This is a genomic window from Variovorax sp. GW460-12-1-14-LB1 (genome assembly GCF_059423605.1).
Genome location: NZ_JBWKYF010000049.1, coordinates 37248 through 49527 on the forward strand (window position 1 = coordinate 37248; position 12280 = coordinate 49527).

14 protein-coding genes and 1 pseudogene are annotated in these 12280 nt (G+C 70.2%); 1 reads left to right on the forward strand and 14 read right to left on the reverse strand.

The window, feature by feature from the left end; all coding sequences use genetic code 11:
• Position 1 precedes the first annotated feature (1 nt).
• The 13 genes from AC07Y4_RS22470 to AC07Y4_RS22530 all read right to left on the reverse strand — a co-directional run bounded on the left by AC07Y4_RS22470 (position 2) and on the right by AC07Y4_RS22530 (position 11220).
• Positions 2-703 (reverse strand): sulfite exporter TauE/SafE family protein, encoded by a 702-nt coding sequence (locus AC07Y4_RS22470; protein ID WP_487849099.1) that lies wholly within the window; start codon positions 701-703, stop codon positions 2-4.
• A 4-nt stretch (positions 704-707) separates the two neighbouring features.
• The gene (hemN, locus tag AC07Y4_RS22475; protein ID WP_487849100.1) at positions 708-2114 is read right to left on the reverse strand and encodes an oxygen-independent coproporphyrinogen III oxidase; all 1407 of its coding nucleotides are present in this window, start codon (positions 2112-2114) and stop codon (positions 708-710) included.
• On the reverse strand, positions 2111-2353 hold the full coding sequence (locus AC07Y4_RS22480) for a hypothetical protein (protein ID WP_062481687.1): 243 nt from the start codon (positions 2351-2353) through the stop codon (positions 2111-2113). The genes hemN and AC07Y4_RS22480 overlap by 4 nt, the downstream gene beginning before the upstream one ends.
• A complete protein-coding gene (locus tag AC07Y4_RS22485; RefSeq protein WP_159273073.1) occupies positions 2350-2640 on the reverse strand; it encodes a FixH family protein in 291 nt (96 codons plus the stop codon). The genes AC07Y4_RS22480 and AC07Y4_RS22485 overlap by 4 nt, the downstream gene beginning before the upstream one ends.
• An 11-nt stretch (positions 2641-2651) precedes the next feature.
• Complete coding sequence (gene ccoG, locus AC07Y4_RS22490; protein ID WP_487849101.1) at positions 2652-4079, reverse strand: cytochrome c oxidase accessory protein CcoG; 1428 nt, start codon at positions 4077-4079, stop codon at positions 2652-2654.
• Positions 4076-4990, reverse strand: coding sequence for a cytochrome-c oxidase, cbb3-type subunit III (gene ccoP, locus AC07Y4_RS22495; protein WP_487849102.1), 915 nt, complete (start codon positions 4988-4990; stop codon positions 4076-4078). Before ccoP ends, ccoG begins: the two co-directional genes overlap by 4 nt.
• Positions 4991-5003: 13 nt before the next feature.
• Positions 5004-5144 carry a cbb3-type cytochrome oxidase subunit 3 gene (locus AC07Y4_RS22500; protein WP_062481697.1) on the reverse strand — a complete coding sequence of 47 codons (141 nt, stop codon included), beginning with the start codon at positions 5142-5144 and terminating at the stop codon, positions 5004-5006.
• 23 nt (positions 5145-5167) lie between these two features.
• Entirely contained in the window at positions 5168-5812 is a 645-nt protein-coding gene (gene ccoO / locus AC07Y4_RS22505; protein WP_159275499.1) for a cytochrome-c oxidase, cbb3-type subunit II, read from the reverse strand.
• Positions 5813-5838: 26 nt separating this feature from the next.
• Positions 5839-7281 (reverse strand): cytochrome-c oxidase, cbb3-type subunit I, encoded by a 1443-nt coding sequence (gene ccoN / locus AC07Y4_RS22510; protein WP_095746592.1) that lies wholly within the window; start codon positions 7279-7281, stop codon positions 5839-5841.
• Positions 7282-7368: 87 nt separating this feature from the next.
• Positions 7369-7506: a cbb3-type cytochrome oxidase assembly protein CcoS gene (gene ccoS / locus AC07Y4_RS22515; RefSeq protein ID WP_062481719.1), complete on the reverse strand. Its 138-nt coding sequence runs from the start codon at positions 7504-7506 to the stop codon at positions 7369-7371.
• A 1-nt stretch (position 7507) separates the two neighbouring features.
• Positions 7508-9838 carry a heavy metal translocating P-type ATPase gene (locus tag AC07Y4_RS22520; protein ID WP_495275142.1) on the reverse strand — a complete coding sequence of 777 codons (2331 nt, stop codon included), beginning with the start codon at positions 9836-9838 and terminating at the stop codon, positions 7508-7510.
• Positions 9839-9920: 82 nt separating this feature from the next.
• Positions 9921-10142: a DUF1059 domain-containing protein gene (locus AC07Y4_RS22525; protein WP_495275143.1), complete on the reverse strand. Its 222-nt coding sequence runs from the start codon at positions 10140-10142 to the stop codon at positions 9921-9923.
• Between the two features lie 16 nt (positions 10143-10158).
• Positions 10159-11220, reverse strand: coding sequence for a class I SAM-dependent methyltransferase (locus AC07Y4_RS22530; RefSeq protein WP_095746594.1), 1062 nt, complete (start codon positions 11218-11220; stop codon positions 10159-10161).
• A 144-nt stretch (positions 11221-11364) separates the two neighbouring features.
• On the opposite strand from AC07Y4_RS22530, the gene AC07Y4_RS22535 reads away from it, so the two are divergent.
• Positions 11365-11832, forward strand: coding sequence for a helix-turn-helix transcriptional regulator (locus AC07Y4_RS22535; RefSeq protein ID WP_495275144.1), 468 nt, complete (start codon positions 11365-11367; stop codon positions 11830-11832).
• A 24-nt stretch (positions 11833-11856) separates the two neighbouring features.
• Here AC07Y4_RS22535 and AC07Y4_RS22540 read toward each other — a convergent pair.
• Positions 11857-12280 (reverse strand): annotated as a pseudogene (locus tag AC07Y4_RS22540) (energy transducer TonB); the annotation flags it as partial.

The following is a 12280-nucleotide window of genomic DNA, read 5'->3' on the forward strand; positions in this document are numbered from 1 at the left end:
TTCAGCCGCACCAGTCGGCGATGCGGTGGCTCAGGTCCATCCACAGCGCCTGCAGCGCCACCGCCGCCAGCAACACACCCGCCAGCCGCGCGCCCCAGGCCTGGCGCGTGCCGCTGTCGCCCCACCCGCGCAAGCGCTGCCACAGCCACGGCGCAGCAAGCAGCGACACGCTGCTGCCGAGCGCGAACAGCGCCATCGTCGATGCACCTTGGAGCGGCCCGTTGCCCAGCGCGGCCAGCATGAGCGCCGAATAGAGCAGGCCGCAGGGCATCGCGACCCACAGCGTGCCCGTGGCCAGCACGCCCAGCAGCGAGCCGCCGGCCATGGGCCGCAGGCGTGCCTCGAGGGCACGCCCGGCGCGCTGCGCCCACAGCGGCTGGCGGCCCGCAACGGCGAGCACCACGCCCCAGGCGAGCACGAACACATGCAGCATCACCCACAGCGGACGCCAGGCCGCGACCTGCGCGCTCGCTGCGCCCAGGCCGTGCAGGCTCGCGGCGGCGATGGCGCCGGCGGCGGCGTAGCTCGCCATGCGGCCGAGATGGAAGGCGACCGGTGCGACGGGATGCACCGCCTGCGCGGGCCCGCCCACCGGCACGATGCGGATCACCGCGGACGACACCGCACCGCACATCGCCACGCAGTGCGGCCCGCCCGCGAGCCCCATCAACAGTGCGGCGCCGGCGAGTGCGGGGGAATCCATCGAATCAAACGACGCGCGAAAAGCGCGTGCGCGTCGCGGCGCAATAACGGTCAAACACCATCGCCACGGCGCGCACGAGGAACCAGCCGGCCTCCGTGACCTCGATGGCGCGCGGCGACAGGCGCACCAGCCCCTGCTCGGCCATCGGCGCCAGCGCGGCGCGTTCGGGAGCGAAGTAGTCCGCGAAGGCGATGCCGTGCGCGGCTTCGACCGCGTCGAAGTCCACGCGCCCCCGGCACATCAGCGCCATGATCACGTCGCGACGCAGCACGTCGTCGTCCGACAGCGCGAGCCCCTTGACCACGGGCAGGCGGCCCTGGTCGAGCAGCGCGTAATAGTCTTCCAGCGTCTTCGCGTTCTGGCTGTAGGTCGCACCCACGCGGCCGATGGCCGACACGCCGAGCGCGACGAGGTCGCCGTCGGGCTGCGTGCTGTAGCCCTGGAAATCGCGGTGCAGCCGGCCCTCGCGCTTGGCCACGGCCAGCGGATCGTCGGGCAGCGCGAAGTGGTCCATGCCGATGTACACGTAGCCGGCCTCGGTGAGCGCCGCAATCGCGCGCCCGAGCATGCGCACACGCGTGGGCGCGTCGGGCAGCTCGTCGGCCGCGATGCGCCGCTGCGGCTTGAAGCGCTCCGGCAGGTGGGCATAGGCATACAGCGCGATGCGGTCGGGCCGCAGTTCGCGGATCTGCGCGAGCGTGCGCTCGAACGAAGCGTCGTTCTGGCGCGGCAGGCCGTAGATCAGGTCGACGTTGATCGAGCGGAAACCCAGCGCGCGCGCCGCGTCCATCAGCGCGAAGACCTGCGCCGCCGGCTGGATGCGGTGCACGGCCTGCTGCACGGCGGGGTCGAAGTCCTGCACGCCGAAGCTCAGGCGGTTGAAGCCGAGCGCGGCCAGCGCCGCGAGTCGCTTGGCATCGACGGTGCGCGGATCGATCTCGATCGACTGCTCGCCGCCCGGCACGAAGGCGAACGCGCGGCGCAGCAGGGCCACCAGTTCGCCCAGTTCTTCGTCGTCCAGGAAGGTCGGCGTGCCGCCGCCCAGGTGCAGCTGGCCGACGGGCGCACCGGGCCCGAGCTGCGCGACCTGCAGCGCCACTTCGCGCGCCAGGTAGTCGAGGTACTGCCGCCCGCGCTCGCGGTGCTTGGTGACGACCTTGTTGCAGGCGCAGTAGTAGCACAGCGATTCGCAGAACGGGATATGCACGTACAGCGACAGCGGCTCGCCGGCCGTGTCCGCGTCGCGCCGCAAGTGCAGCGCCTGCGCGTAGTCGTCGGCACCGAAGGTCTCGACGAAGCGGTCGGCCGTCGGGTACGAGGTGTAGCGCGGCCCGGGCACGTCGAAGCGACGAAGAAGCTCGACGGGCAGCACGGACGGGGTCTCGGGAACGCAGGCCAGGGGCAGGCTCATGACGCAGTCTCTTTCTCGGACGGCAGCGCCAGCAGCGTGGTGCACGCGCTCGAGGCCGCTGCCATCAGCCAGAACACGAAGAAGGACACGGTGTAGATGCCCTGGCGCGACATGCGCAGCGCATCCGCGCCGCAGTACGAGTGGATCGGATCGATCATGGCGAACACCAGCACTTCCATGCCGCAGGCCACGAGGAACGACGGCCACAGGATGCCGGCGATGCGGCGCATGGCACTCATGGGGCCGCCCTCTTGGGCACCGGCACATCGTCCTCGGGCGTCGCCGCATGGTTGCGCCCGGCCTGCGCCGGCATGCGCTTCTTGTCGGCCAGCGTGCGGTTGATCTCGATGCCTTCGCGGTAGTAGTCCTCCGACACCAGCACCTCGGGCGTGCGCAGCGCCAGCCACACGGTCGCGATGCTCGCGAGCACCACGGCCGCGGGCCCCGCGATCACCAGCCAGACCAGCGGGTAGCGCCACCAGGGGCCGGAGGTCGCGGGCGCGTTCATCGGCAGGGCATCGTTCATGGGAAGACCTTTCAGCGCGGCACCAGGAAGACCGCTTTTTCGGAAACCTGCGCCGCGCCATCCGCCTGCCGGATGTCGAAGTGCACCGTGTGCGAACCGGCCGGCGCGGCGCCATAAGGCACCTGCAGCCGCACCGCCACCCAGCGCGCCTGCGCGGGCTCGACCTCGATGGCCTCGTCGGGCGAGGCCACGCTCAACCCGTCGATGCCGCGCGCGGCGATGCGGTAGTGCTGCGTGCGCTCGGTCGCATTCATGATCTGCAGCCGGTAGACGTTCTCCAGCCGCCCGCCCTCGACGATGCGGGCCAGCGAGGCGCGGTCGCGCACCACGTCGACCTTCAGCGGCGTGCGCGCGACCAGGCTGGCGAGCAGGCCCGCCACCAGCAGCGCGAGCAATGCGGTGTAGACCAGCACGCGCGGACGCAGCACGCGGCGCCACAGCTGGCGGCGCGACCAGCCGGCCTCCATGCCGTTCTGCGTGTCGTAGCGGATGAGGCGCGGCGCGTAGCCCATCTTGTCCATCACGCTGTCGCAGGCGTCCACGCACAGGCCGCAGCCGATGCACTCGTACTGCAGGCCCTGGCGGATGTCGATGCCGGTGGGGCACACCTGCACGCACAGGCTGCAGTCGATGCAGTCGCCCAGGGCGGCGCTGCGCGGGTCGACGTTCTTGCGGCGCGGCGCGCGCGGCTCGCCGCGCCCCGGGTCGTAGCTGACGATGAGCGTGTCGCGGTCGAACATCGCGCTCTGGAAGCGCGCGTAGGGGCACATGTACTTGCACACCTGCTCGCGCATGAAGCCGGCGTTGCCGTAGGTGGCAAAGCCGTAGAAGAACACCCAGAACACCTCCCACGAACCCATCTGCGTCTGCAGGAAGGCCATGCCCAGCTCGCGGATGGGCGTGAAGTAGCCCACGAAGGTGAAGCCGGTCCACAGCGCGATGCCGATCCAGACGAGGTGCTTGAAGGCCTTCTTCACCAGCTTCTCGAGCGAGAACGCGCCGGCATCGAGCCGGATGCGCGCGCTGCGGTTGCCTTCGATGCGCTGCTCCACCCACAGGAACATCTCGGTGTAGACGGTCTGCGGGCAGGCATAACCACACCACAGGCGCCCGGCCACGGCCGTGAAGAGAAAGAGGGAGAGCGCGCTGATCACCAGCAGCCCCGACAGGTAGATCAGGTCCTGCGGGTACAGCACCAGCCCGAAGATGTAGAAGCGCCGCGCGGCCAGGTCGAACAGCACCATCTGCCGCTCGCCCCATTCCACCCAGGGCATGCCGTAGAACATCAGCTGCGTGAGAAAGACCATGGCCCAGCGCCAGCGCGCGAACAGGCCCTGCACGCTGCGCGGGTAGATCTTCTTCGTCGCCTCGTACAGGCCGACCTCCGGTGCGGCGGCGGGCGGCGCACTGACGATCGGGATGACCGTCTTTCGCGTCATGGCGTCCCGGTCGCAGGGTTGGACATGCCCCACACGTACGAGGCCAGCAGCTTGATCTGGGCCTCGGTCAGGCGGCCTTCCTGCGCGGGCATGGCGCTGTGCTTGCCCTCGTTGATGATCTGCACGATGGCGGCCTCGCCGTAGCCGTGCAGCCAGATGCGGTCGTTCAGGCGCGGGGCGCCCAGCGCCGGGTTGCCCACGCCGCCGATGCCGTGGCAGGCCGCGCAGGCGGCGAACTTGGGCTTGCCCAGGCCCGCGCGCAGCGAGTCGTGCGGCTCGCCCGACAGGCTCAGCACGTAGTTGGCGACGTTCTTCACGTCATCGGGCGTGCCGACCATCGCGGCGGCCGGCGGCATGGTGCCGATGCGGCCCTTGGTGATCGACTCGACGATCTTGTCGGGCGTGCCGCCGTGCAGCCAGTCGGCGTCGGTGAGGTTGGGAAAGCCCTTGCTGCCGCGCGCGTCGGAGCCGTGGCACTGCGCGCAGTTGTTCATGAACAGGCGCTCGCCGATGGCGCGGGCCTGCGGGTCGCGCGCGACCTCCTCCAGGGGCATGGGCGCGTAGCGCGCGTACACCGGCGCCAGCGCCTGCATGGCCTTGGCCACGTCCTGCTGGTACTCGGCGCGGGAGCTCCAGTCGTTCGTGCCGCGGAAGCTGCCCAGGCCCGGGAACACGGCCAGGTAGCCGAGCGAGAAAACGATGGTCAGCACGAACAGGCCCACCCACCACAGCGGCAGCGGGTTGTTGGCTTCGCGCAGGTCTTCGTCCCACACGTGGCCGGTGGTGTTGTCAGCGTCGGAGGGCACGCGCTTGCGCGCCGTGAGCCACAAGAGCAGCACGCAGCCCAGGATGCTCAGCAGCGAGGCCACGGCCACGTAGCTGGACCAGAAGTTACTAATGAAGTCGCTCATCGTGTGTGTCCCTTCAGTCCTGCTCGAACGGCAACCGGGCCGCTTCGGCGAAGCGCTGCGTGTTGCGGCGCGAGCAGGCCCAGGCCACGATGCCGATGAAGACGACGAAGCAGGCGATGGTGGCGGCGATGCGCAGGGTGGTGATGTCGGTCATGGGGCGTTGCCTGTTCTTTCTTCTTACTTGAGCGCCAGGCCCAGCGACTGCAGGTAGGCCACGGTGGCGTCCATGTCGGTCTTGCCGGCGACCTCGTCGGCGGCCTTGGCAATCTCTTCGTCGGTGTAGGGCACGCCCACCGTGCGCAGCGCGCGCATGCGGGTGGCGATGCTGCCGGCGTCGACCAGCCCCTTCTCCAGCCACGGGTAGGCCGGCATGTTCGACTCGGGCACGAGGTCGCGCGGGTTGTTCAGGTGGATGCGGTGCCACTCGTCGCTGTACTTGCCGCCCACGCGGTGCAGGTCGGGGCCGGTGCGCTTGCTGCCCCACTGGAAGGGGTGGTCGTACACGAACTCGCCGGCCACCGAGTAGTGGCCGTAGCGCAGCGTCTCCGAACGGAAGGGGCGGATCATCTGCGAGTGGCAGTTGTAGCAACCTTCGCGCAGGTACACGTCGCGGCCGGCCAGCTGCAGCGGCGTGAGCGGCTTCACGCCCTCCACGGCCTCGGTGGTCGACTTCTGGAAGAACAGCGGCACGATCTCCACGAGGCCGCCGATGGCCACCACCAGCAGGATCAGCACGATCATCAGCAGGTTGTTGGTCTCGACCTTCTCGTGCGTGAAGCCGGTGGCGGCGGGCGCGGGGGTCTTGTTGTCAGGTGCGTTCATCGTGCGTCTTCAAAGGCTTCGGGGCTTCAGGCGTGGGCGGCGGCAACGGCCGGGATCTCGGCGCGCACCGAGCGCCCGGTGATCACGGTCATCCAGACGTTCCAGGCCATGACCAGCATGCCGCCCAGGTAGAGCACGCCGCCGATCACGCGCACCAGGTAGTAGGGGAAGGTGGCCTTCACGCTTTCGACGAAGGTGTAGGTCAGCGTGCCGTCGGCATTGATCTCGCGCCACATGAGGCCCTGCATCACGCCGGCGATCCACATCGCGGCGATGTACAGCACGATGCCGATGGTGGCCATCCAGAAGTGCACGTCGATGGCGCGCACGCTGTACATGGCGAGGCGGCCGTACATGCGCGGGATCAGGTAGTACAGCGAGCCCATGGTGATGAAGCCCACCCAGCCCAGCGCGCCGGAGTGCACGTGGCCGACGGTCCAGTCGGTGTAGTGGCTCAGGGCGTTGACGGTCTTGATGGACATCATCGGGCCCTCGAAGGTCGACATGCCGTAGAACGACAGCGCGACGATCAAGAAGCGCAGGATCGGGTCGGTGCGCAGCTTGTGCCAGGCGCCCGAGAGCGTCATCACGCCGTTGATCATGCCGCCCCAGCTGGGCGCCAGCAGGATCAGCGAGAACACCATGCCCAGCGACTGCGTCCAGTCGGGCAGCGCGGTGTAGTGCAGGTGGTGCGGGCCGGCCCACATGTAGGTGAAGATCAGCGCCCAGAAGTGCACGATCGACAGCCGGTACGAGTACACCGGGCGCCCCGCCTGCTTGGGGATGTAGTAGTACATCATTCCCAGGAAGCCGGCGGTGAGGAAGAAGCCCACGGCGTTGTGGCCGTACCACCACTGCACCATCGCGTCCTGCACGCCGGCGTAGGCCGAGTAGCTCTTCATCCAGCCCGCCGGAATGGCCGCGCTGTTGACGATGTGCAGCAGCGCCACCGCGATGATGAAGGCGCCGTAGAACCAGTTGGCCACGTAGATGTGGCGCACCTTGCGCAGGCCGATGGTGCCGAAGAACACGATGGCGTAGGCCACCCAGACCACGGCGATCAGGATGTCGATGGGCCATTCGAGCTCGGCGTATTCCTTGCCGCTGGTGTAGCCCAGCGGCAGGCTGATGGCAGCGGCGACGATCACCAGCTGCCAGCCCCAGAACACGAACGAGGCCAGCGCCGGCGCGAACAGCCGCACCTGGCAGGTGCGCTGCACGACGTGGAAGCTCGTGGCCATGAGCGCGCAGCCGCCGAAGGCGAAGATCACCGCGTTGGTGTGCAGCGGACGCAGGCGGCCGTAGCTGAGCCAGGGAATGCCGAGGTTGAGTTCGGGCCAGGTCAGCTGCGAGGCGATGATCACGCCGACCAGCATGCCGACCACCCCCCAGACCACCGACATGAGTGCGAACTGCCGCACGACGGTGTCGTCGTAGATGGCCGCGGGAGGGTGCGTGGTCTGCTGCATCGTGGTGCCCGTGAATGTGATTTGCGGGCAGTGTCTGCCCGCGTCGCCCGGGCAGGCTTGATGCAGATCAAGCCATCAATCGCTGTGTCAGTCGTTGTTCAGGATGCGGTCGCCCTCGACCTCGATGTCTTCGAACTGGCCGCGTTCGATGGCCCACCAGAGCCCGCCCAGGATCGCCAGAACGAGCACCACCGACAGCGGCACGAGCAGGAACAGGACGTCCATCTCAGGCCACCGCCGCCTTGCCGGGCGCAGCGAGACGCGCCGCGTTGAGCACCACGAGCAGCGAGCTCGCCGCCATGCCCAGCCCCGCGAGCCACGGCGGCAGCCAGCCGGCCACGGCCAGCGGCACGCACACGGCGTTGTAGGCCGCGGCCCAGAACAGGTTCTGGCGCACCACGCGCAGCGTGCGGCGCGCCTGCGCCACGGCCGCGGGAATGGCCTGCAGCGCACCGCCGAGCACCACGAAGTCGGCCCGCGCGCGCGACAGCGGCACGGCCCGGCCGAAAGCGAAGGAGGCGTTGGCGCGCGCCAGGCTCGGGCCGTCGTTCAGGCCGTCGCCGACCATCGCCACCTCGCGCCCGGCCGCCTGCAATTGCCACAGCACCTCGAGCTTGTCTTCGGGTGCGCAGTCGCCCTGCACCGCCGCGATGCCGGCCTGCGCGCCGATGGCACGCGCCGCGTTCTCGCGGTCGCCCGAGAGCAGGCGCACCGACAGGCCCTGCGCCTGCAACGCCGCCACGGCCTGCGTGGCGTCGGGGCGCAGCTCTTCGGCGAGCACGAAGCTGGCGAGCCAACCCTCGTCGTCGCTCAGGTGGATCTGCGCCGCATCGACCTGCAGCGGCGGCACCTCGCAGAAGGCCGCCGAGCCCAGGCGCACGGGGCGCGCGCCGTGGTCGTCCACCGCATCGCGCCGGTGCAGCGAGGCCGCCACGCCCTGCCCCACCGTCTCGCGCAGCTGCGTCGCCGACCAGGCCGGCGGCGCACGGAACTGCGCCTGCCAGGCGTTCACGAGCGCGCGCGCGGCCGGGTGCAGCGACAGCGCCGCGAGCGCCGCGCCGATCTCCAGCGCGTCGCCCGGGCGCAGGCCCTGGCGGCAGTACACGCGCTCCAGGCGCGGCGTGTCGCCCGTGAGTGTGCCGGTCTTGTCGAACACCACGGTGTCGACGCCGGCCAGTGCTTCGAGCGCCTGCAGGTTCGAGGTGAGCACGCCGCCGCGCGCCAGGGCGCCCGCGCTCGCGAGCATCGCGGCCGGCGTGGCCAGCGACAACGCGCACGGGCAGGTGACGATCAGCACCGCCACCGCGACCATCAGCGCCTTGCCGGGATCGACCGCCCACCACAGCGCGCCCGCGCCGAACGCGCAGGCCAGCACGGCGATGAGAAAGGGCCGCGCCACGCGGTCGGCCAGCCGGGCCAGGCGCGGCTTGTCGAGCGCGGCGTTTTCCATGAGCCGCACGATCTGCGCGAAGCGCGTGCCCTCGCCCACCGAGGCGATGCGCACCTGCACCACGGCCGAGAGGTTGTGGCTGCCCGCGAGCACGCGGTCGCCGCAGGGGCGCGGCACGGGGCGCGACTCGCCGGTGAGCAGCGCCTCGTCGGCGGTGGTGTCGCCGTCGATCACCGTGCCGTCGGCCGGAAAGGCCTCACCGGGGCGCACGCGCACCACGTCGCCCGCCGCGAGCCGGCGCACCGCCACGCGCGTCCATTCGCCGTCGGGCCCGAGGCGCTCCACGCTGTCGGGCAGCCGGTGCATCAGCGCCTCGAGCGCGCCGGCCGTGCGGTCGCGCAGCCGCGCCTCGAGCCAGCGGCCGGTGAGCAGGAAGAAGACGAACATCGTCAGCGAGTCGAAGTAGACCTCGTGCCCCAGCGGCCCCGTGGGGTCGAAGGTGGCGGCGGTGCTCACCACGAAGGTGATGAGCACGCCGAAGGTCACGGGCAGGTCCATGCCCACGCGGCCGATGCGCAGGTCGCGCCAGGCGCTGCGAAAGAAGGGCCCGCACGAGAACAGCACCACGGGCAGGCTGAGCACCCACGAGGCCCAGCGCAGCAGCTGCGCCGCATCGGCCGTCATGTCGCCGGGGCGCGCGACGTAGGCCGGGTAGGCGTACATCATCACCTGCATCATGCAAAAGCCCGCGACCAGCCAGCGCCACAGCGCCATGCGCAACTCGCGCGTGCGCGTCTCGCGCGCGCTGCGGCTGCCGGCCGGCAACAAGGGGTAGCCCGCGCGCGCGCTGGCCTCGAACCAGCGCGAAGGCCGCGTTGCCGTGGCCGACCACACGACGCGCGCGCGCCGGCTCGCGGCATTCACCTGCACCTCGGCCACGCCGGGCACCTGCGCCAGCGCGGCCTCGACGGTGAAGGCGCAGCCCGCGCAGTGCATGCCCTCGACCGCCACCTGCGATTCCCAGCGGCCCGTTCCGGCCTCCAGCGGGCGGCCGAACGCGGCCCACTCGGCGGGGTCGTCGAGCAGCTGCCAGGCGTCGGCGCGGGCGTCGGCCCCCGCAGACGATGGAACGGACGGAAACGGCGCGAGCGCGGCGGAAGCTTGCATCGGGGCAGGCTAAATGCCGGGCCGATGCAAGCGTTTGATCTGCATCAAGGTTCGTTGCGGCGGCCGGGGCCGCGCAGGACCTTCAGGCGGGTGTCTTCGCAGCCTCCAGCTGCACCGGCGGCGTGCCGGCCTTGAACATGCTCGCCAGCTGCTTGCGCAGTTCGGGCGTGTCGGTGTGGCCGTGAACGGCCACGGCGTGCTGGACGGCGGCATCGAGCAGTTCGCTCTCGCTGTCGGCGCAGAGCGCGACACTGCAGTTCATCGTGCTCGGGTACTCGCGGCAGTCGATGTATTGGCGGGACATGGCGCCTCCTTTGTCCTTACGGACGTGCTTCGAAGATCAGGTTGAAAGGCGTCTCGCTGGCGCGGCGGAAGTGCGAGAAGCCGCCCTGCGAGACGACGTCGCGCAGGCGCGCTTCGCCGGCCTGCGCCCCCAGGCACAGGCCCACTTCCTGCGAACGCGAGGCCGGCGTGCAGATGAAGCTGGAGGCCGAATAGAACACGCGCCCCACCGGGTTGATGTTGTCTTCCAGCCGGTCATTGGCAAAGGGCTCGACGATCATCCACGTGCCTTGCGGCTTGAGGGTGCGCCGCACGTGCGCGGCCGCGCCGACGGGATCGCCCATGTCGTGCAGGCAGTCGAAGACCGCGACCAGGTCGTAGTCTTCGCCGGGGAAATCCTTGGCGCTCGCGACCTCGAAGCGCAGGCGCTTCTCATCGTCGACGCCGGCCTTGCGCGCGGTTTCGCGTGCGCGCTCGATCGAAGGCGCGTGGTAGTCGAAGCCGACGAAGCTGGATTGGGGATAGGCCTGCGCCATCAGCAGCGTCGAGGCGCCGTGCCCGCAGCCCACGTCGGCCACGCGCGCGCCGCGTTTCAGCAGCGGCTCGATGCCTTCGAGCGCCGGAATCCACTGGCTCACCAGGTTGGCCGCGTAGCCGGGCCGGAAGAAGCGCTCGGTGCCATGGAACAGGGCCACGTCGTGCTCGTGCCACCCGATGCCCAGGCCCGTGCGCATGGCCTGGACCATCTTGGGAATGATCTTGAACTGCGCCACGGCGATCTGGAACGCGCCGGGCACGAAGGCCGGGCTGCCTTCCTCGGCCAGCGCGAAGGCCTGTTCCTCGGTCAGCGAGAACAGCTCGCCTTTGGGGTCGTACTCGACGTAGCCGCTGGCGGCCTGGGCCGAGAGCCATTCGCGCAGGTAGCGCGGGTCGGTCTCGGTTCGGCGGGCCAGCTGCTCCGCGGTGGCGGGGCCTTCGGCCAGCGCCTTGTACAGGCCGAGCTGGTCGCCGACGACGATGGTGGCCGCGTGCATCACGGCCCCGATGTCGTGGACGAAGTTACCCATGAACGCGTTAAGCCGTGTTTCGTCGATGGCCATGTGTATCCCCTTCGTCGACAAGCGACTGGCGCGCCCGCTGCCTGCCTATACTGAATTCGAGGCAAAGGGCCTGCGAGCATCCTGTCTCTCGATGCGTGCGGGCGCCATACGCAGCAATGCGTATGCACCGTGAAAGGGCATGCCATGACGCACCTGTCGCGCAACGATTGGGCGAGCGCACTTCGCCTGCTGGACAAGATGGAGTCCGGCCATGTGCCCGTGCGGCATCGCGGCGCCGACGCGCATCCCACGCGCACCACCCGCCGCATCGCCAAGGCGCCGGGCCGGCGCGAATTGCGCCGCGCCGCCCAGCAGGCCGACTACTGCCGGCGCGTGGGGCTGGAGCATGCGATGGCGGTGGCCTTCCTGTACCGGCTGGCCTGCCGCACGCCGGCGCCTTTGCCCGATGCACAGCCTGCCGGCCTCACGCCGCGCGAGGGCGATGTCATGCACTGGCTCTCGCAGGGCAAGACCGATGCCGAGATCGCCGCCCTGCTGACGATCAGCCCCCGCACCGTGCACAAGCACCTGGAGCATGTCTACGTGAAGCTGGGCGTGGAGACGCGCACCGCCGCCGTGATGCGCGCGCTCGCCATGGGCCGATCTGTCTGAAGAAGAGAGATCGGCTCCTTCCCTCTACTCGATGCGGAAGACGAACTCCTGCGTCGCCAGCACCTCCGCGTCGCCCGTGGTCTGGCATTCGTAGCGCATCACCGCGGCGCGCACGGCCGAGTGGTACACGCGCGGCCCCGACAGGAAGCGCACCTCCTGCACATGGCCGCCCTTGATGCGCACCTCGGCCTTGACCACGCCGCCGATGCCTTCGTCCATCGCCTTGCGCGGCATCTCGGGCTTGACCTGCCGCGGGCAAGCCACCACGATGTCGGTAGTGGTCGCCTTCGGCGGGGCCGGCGGCGCGGGGGGCGCCGGCGGTGCGGCCGGCGGCGGCGGCACGGGCTCGGTGTTCTGCACGGCGGTGATCGCGGGCGCCGACGTGGCCGGCGGTGTCACGGCCGGCGGCGGCACATAGGCCGGGCGCGGCGGCGGCGGGGCCTTGGGC